The sequence below is a fragment of the Frankia tisae genome (assembly GCF_025403405.1).
In the GTDB taxonomy this organism is placed as follows: Bacteria; Actinomycetota; Actinomycetes; order Frankiales; family Frankiaceae; genus Frankia; species Frankia tisai.
This window is the reverse complement of sequence record NZ_JANEZT010000441.1, coordinates 1-4,867: the sequence shown is the minus strand read 5'-3', so window position 1 is coordinate 4,867 and position 4,867 is coordinate 1. Positions and strand designations below refer to the sequence as shown.

At 72.9% G+C, this 4,867-nt stretch carries 4 protein-coding genes; all 4 read left to right on the top strand.

The features are described 5' to 3' along the window. Positions 1-232: 232 nt before the first annotated feature. A complete protein-coding gene (locus NBZ85_RS27625) occupies positions 233-1,204 on the top strand; it encodes an NADH-quinone oxidoreductase subunit B family protein (protein ID WP_261559958.1) in 972 nt (323 codons plus the stop codon). Positions 1,205-1,274: 70 nt separating this feature from the next. Next, positions 1,275-2,882, top strand: coding sequence for a nickel-dependent hydrogenase large subunit (locus NBZ85_RS27620; protein ID WP_261559957.1), 1,608 nt, complete (start codon positions 1,275-1,277; stop codon positions 2,880-2,882). A 14-nt stretch (positions 2,883-2,896) separates the two neighbouring features. Next, positions 2,897-3,487, top strand: a complete 591-nt coding sequence (locus NBZ85_RS27615) for a hydrogenase maturation protease (protein ID WP_261559956.1) — start codon at positions 2,897-2,899, stop codon at positions 3,485-3,487. After that, on the top strand, positions 3,480-4,742 hold the full coding sequence (locus NBZ85_RS27610) for a tetratricopeptide repeat protein (protein ID WP_261559955.1): 1,263 nt from the start codon (positions 3,480-3,482) through the stop codon (positions 4,740-4,742). The genes NBZ85_RS27615 and NBZ85_RS27610 overlap by 8 nt, the downstream gene beginning before the upstream one ends. The last annotated feature ends 125 nt before the right edge of the window (positions 4,743-4,867 follow it).

Sequence of the window (4,867 nt, the reverse complement as noted above, 5' to 3'; positions counted from 1 at the left end):
CCGGGCTCACTGTGGCCCGTGCGCGCACGCAGCGGCAAACGCCACCACGCATTGGTGGCAGCCTCCGCACACGACGCATCGGCGTCCCCTTCCCGGGCACATAGCGTCGCTGTGCCGGCGGTCCTCGTGCGGCCTGAGCCATGCGACGCGAGGCATGCGACGCGAGGCGCGCGGCGACCGGACGCGCCGCGCTGCCCCACCGGTTGCCGGCCATCCGACGAAGGGACCACCGATGTCATCCGTGCTCTGGTTTCAGGGCGGGGCGTGCAGCGGCAACACGATGTCGTTCCTGAACGCCGAGGAACCCACCGTCATCGACCTGATCACCGACTTCGGCCTGGACCTGCTCTGGCACCCCTCGCTGGGCCTGGTCACCGGCGGGCAGGCGCGGACGTTGTTCTGGGACTGCGCGCGGGGCGAGCGGCCGGTCGACATCTTCGTCTTCGAGGGCTCGGTGATGCGCGGCCCGGACGGTAGCGGCCGCTACGACGTGTTCGCCGACCGGCCGATGCAGGACTGGGTGCGCGACCTGGCCGGCCAGGCACAGGTGGTCGTGGCGATCGGGGACTGCGCCAGTTTCGGTGGGGTGCCCGCGATGGCGCCGAACCCGACCGACTCCACCGGGCTGCAGTTCCACAAGCGCACCCCGGGCGGGTTCCTCGGCTCGGACTTCCGCTCGCGGGCGGGACTGCCCGTCATCAACGTGCCGGGCTGCCCCGCCCATCCGGACTGGATCACCCAGATCCTGGTGGCACTGGCCACCGGCCGCGCCGCTGACCTCGCGCTCGACGAGCTGCATCGGCCGCAGACGTTCTTCACCTCGTTCACGCACACGGGCTGCACCCGTAACGGGTACTTCGAGTACAAGCAGTCGACGCTCGCCTTCGGCGAGGGCACCCGCCAGGGCTGCCTGTTCTACGAGTTCGGCTGCCGCGGGCCGATGACGCACTCGCCGTGCAACCGGATCCTGTGGAACCGGCAGTCGTCGAAGACCCGGGCCGGGATGCCGTGCATCGGCTGCACCGAACCGGAGTTCCCGTTCTTCGACCTCGCCCCCGGCACGGTCTTCCAGACCCAGAAGGTCGCCGGGGTCATCCCGCGCGAGGTCCCCGAGGGCAGCGGCCACCTGACCTACCTGGCCCAGGCGGCGGCCGCCCGGCTGGCCGCCCCAAAGTGGTCGAAGAAGGACATGTTCGTCGTCTGACCCGCCGCCACGGCGCGCGTCGTCCCGCCCGGGGCCCCGCGAGGAACGCACAGGAAAGAAGAGTCTTCCGATGACGACCGTCGATCTCAACGTCAGCCCGATGGGGCGCGTCGAGGGTGACCTCGACGTCCGGGTCACGATCGACGACGGGGTGGTGGCCTCGGCCTGGACCGAGGCGGCGATGTTCCGCGGCTTCGAGATCATCCTGCGGGGCAAGGATCCGCAGGCCGGCCTCATCGTGACCCCGCGGATCTGCGGGATCTGCGGCGGCAGCCACCTGTACAAGGCTGCGTACGCGCTCGACGTGGCGTGGCAGACCGAGCTGCCGCCGAACGCGACGCTGATCCGCAACATCGCGCAGGCGTGCGAGACGCTGCAGAGCATCCCGCGCTGCTTCTACGCGCTGTTCGCCATCGACCTGACGAACCCCAGGTACGCCTCCTCGCAGCTCTACCCGGAGGCGGTGCGCCGGTTCACCCCGTTCACCGGGTCCAGCTACGGCCCGGGGGTGGTGCTGTCCGCCAAGCCGATCGAGGTGTACGCCATCTTCGGCGGCCAGTGGCCGCATTCCAGCTTCATGGTGCCCGGCGGGGTGATGTGCGCCCCGACGCTCGCGGACGTGACCCGCTCCATCGCGATCCTGGAGCACTGGAAGACCGAGTGGCTCGAGAAGCAGTGGCTGGGCTGCTCGGTGGACCGCTGGCTGGCCAACCGCAGCTGGGCCGACGTGCTCGCCTGGGTGTACGAGAACGAGGCCCAGCACGACAGCGACTGCGGCTTCTTCCTGCGCTACTGCCTCGACATCGGCCTCGACGGCTACGGCCAGGGCATCGGCAACTACCTGGCAACCGGGACGTACTTTCAGCCGGACCTGTACGGGCGGCCGACGATCGAGGGCCGCAATGCGGCGCTCATCGGCCGTTCCGGGGTGTACGCGGGCGGCGCGTACAGCGCGTTCGACCAGGCCAGGGTCCGCGAGGACGTCACCCACTCGTTCTACGCGGGCACGTCGGCGCGCCACCCGTTCGACGGGGAGACCAACCCGATCGACCCGGTCCGCGGCCGCGAGCAGGGCAAGTACAGCTGGGCGAAGTCCCCCCGCTACGACGTGCCGAACCTTGGGTACGTCCCGCTGGAGGCCGGGCCGCTGGCCCGCCGGGTCGCCGCCGCCGCCCCGGGTGCGGCCGCCCACCAGGACGACGACCCGCTGTTCGGGAACATCCTCGACGCGATCGGCCCCTCGGTGATGGTGCGCCTGCTCGCCCGGATGCACGAGGCGGCGAAGTACTACCGGTGGGTTCGCGGCTGGCTGGACCAGATCGACCTGCACGAGCCGTTCCATGCCACGCCGGTGGAGCGCACCGACGGGCGCGGCTTCGGCTCGACGGAGGCGGCCCGCGGCTCACTGTCCGACTGGATCGTCCTGGAGAAGGGCAGGATCGCCAACTACCAGGTGGTCACCCCGACGGCCTGGAACATCGGCCCCCGCGACGGTGACGGCACGCCCGGTCCGATCGAGGCCGCGCTCGTCGGCACCCCCGTCGCCGACCCGGCCGACCCGGTCGAGCTCGGCCACGTGGCCCGCAGCTTCGACTCCTGCCTGGTCTGCACCGTCCATGCCTACGACGGGCGGACCGGCAAGGAACTGAGCAGGTTCATCATCAACGGGGACCTTTGAACGCCGGACGGCCGGTGCCCGCCAGTCCCCGGGTGCAGGTCGACCCGCCCGGCTTCGAACCGCCGCGCTGCGACACGGTGGTGATCGGCTGCGGGAACCTGCTGCGCGGCGACGACGGGGTGGGCCCGATCCTGATCCGCCGCCTCGCCGAGGCGGGCGTACCCGCCGGGGTTCGCCTGGTCGACGGTGGCACCGCCGGGCTGGACACGGCCTTCGCGATGCGTGGCGCGCGCCGGGTCGTGATCGTCGACGCCGCCCGCACCGGCGCCGCGCCAGGCACCGTCTACCGGGTACCGGGCGCGGAACTCGCCGATCTCCCCCTGCACCTGCCTCATCCGCACGCCGTGCGCTGGGACCAGGCCCTCGCCTTCGGCCGCTGGCTGCTCGGCGACGACTACCCGACGGACATCGCCGTCTACCTCGTCGAGGCCGGCGGCCTGGAACCCGGTGCCGATCTCACCCCGGCCGTCTGCGGCGCAATGGAACGCCTGCAGGCAGTGATCCTCACCGATCTCGCCGCGGGAACCCCGGTACCCGGCAAGCACAGCGCACCCAGCAAGCACAGCGCACCCGACGAACACAGCGAGGAAGAGCACAATGGCTGACCGCGACGCGGCGACCGACATCGCCACGCGCTCCGCCCGGCCGCAGCCGGTCGGGGTGTTCCCGCTGCCCGCCGGCTTCCTGCTGGTGCCGGGCGGCGACGACACGGCCGAGCTGCGCCGCACGCTCGCCGCCGGGAACCATCCGGACGCGTGGCCGGCGCGGCTGCTCGCGTTGGAGCTGGCCTACCGCGGGGACGTCGCCGACGCCGCGGCCCAGATCGACGGCGATGACCCGATCGACCGGTACAACCGGTTCGTCCTGCGCCCGGCGGGCCCCCCGGTGGAGGACCCGGCGCAGCTTCGCCAGGCCCTCGGCGCCGAGCTCGGGATCCTCGTCGACGTGGTCCGCTTCGCGCTCGGCGACCTCGCCGAGCCGCCGCCGCTGGCCGGGGAGACCGGCGAGATCGCGGCACTGGTGCACTCGGCTCACGCCGCCCACGCCATGGCCGCCGGACGAACCGGCGAGGCGGCGGCGGCGCTGGGCCGGGCCGTCGCCGCGGCGTGGGAGGCGTCCCCGGGCCTGGCCGCGCAGCTGCTGTCCACCGCGGCGGACCTGCGCCACAGTGTGGAGGGGCCGACGGACGACGTTCTTGCCGACCTGACCACGGCACTCGCCGCCCTCGACGGCACCGAGCTCGTGATCGCTCGCGCCGAGCTGCGCCTGGGCCTCGGCGCGGCCTACCAGCAGCGGGCCGGCACCGACCCGGCGGCCCTGCGCACCGCAGTGGAGCACTACCTGGCCGCGCTGCGACTGATCAGCGTGGACAGCGCACCGGAGCTGTTCGCCGCGGTGCAGGTCAACCTGGCCGCCGCCTACCTGGCCATGCCGATGAGCCAGGCCTCCGACCAGCTGCGGATCGGCGTCGCGATCCAGGGACTGCGCACGGCGCTCACCGTGTACACCCCGCAGACCCACCCCGATCAGTGGGCCAGCACCCAGCTCAACCTGGCCAACGCCCTGGTCTACGCGCCGTCGGCGCACCAGAAGGACAACCTGATCGAGGCGGCGGCCCGCTACCAGCAGGTCATCGCCGCCCGCGACCGGGACACCGATCCACTCGGCCACGCCCGCGCGCTGGCCAACCAGGGCAACGCACTGGCCCATCTCGGCGCCTACGACCAGGCGACGGCGGTGCTGCACGAGGCACGGTCGATCTTCGAGGAGTCCGGGGCGGACGACGCGGCGCTGGCGGTGCGCGGCGTGCTCGACGAGATCACCCGCCGGCGCGGCGCGCCCGCGCCCGGGCCCGCGTGAGTCCCCCCCGGTCGACGGCCACCGCCCCCGGCACCGGGACAGGCATCCGCGCGGCGGCCGGCGGCGGCACGGCGGCCGGCGGCGGCGGTGCGGCGGCGGTGTCCGGCGGCACGGCGGGCGTCGCC

What these genes read in the sequence shown, in the direction of transcription:
- NBZ85_RS27625 (WP_261559958.1), top strand. Translation starts at nt 233, where the DNA reads ATGTCATCCGTGCTCTGGTTTCAGGGCGGGGCGTGCAGCGGCAACACG.
- NBZ85_RS27620 (WP_261559957.1), top strand. Translation starts at nt 1,275, where the DNA reads ATGACGACCGTCGATCTCAACGTCAGCCCGATGGGGCGCGTCGAGGGT.
- NBZ85_RS27610 (WP_261559955.1), top strand. Translation starts at nt 3,480, where the DNA reads ATGGCTGACCGCGACGCGGCGACCGACATCGCCACGCGCTCCGCCCGG.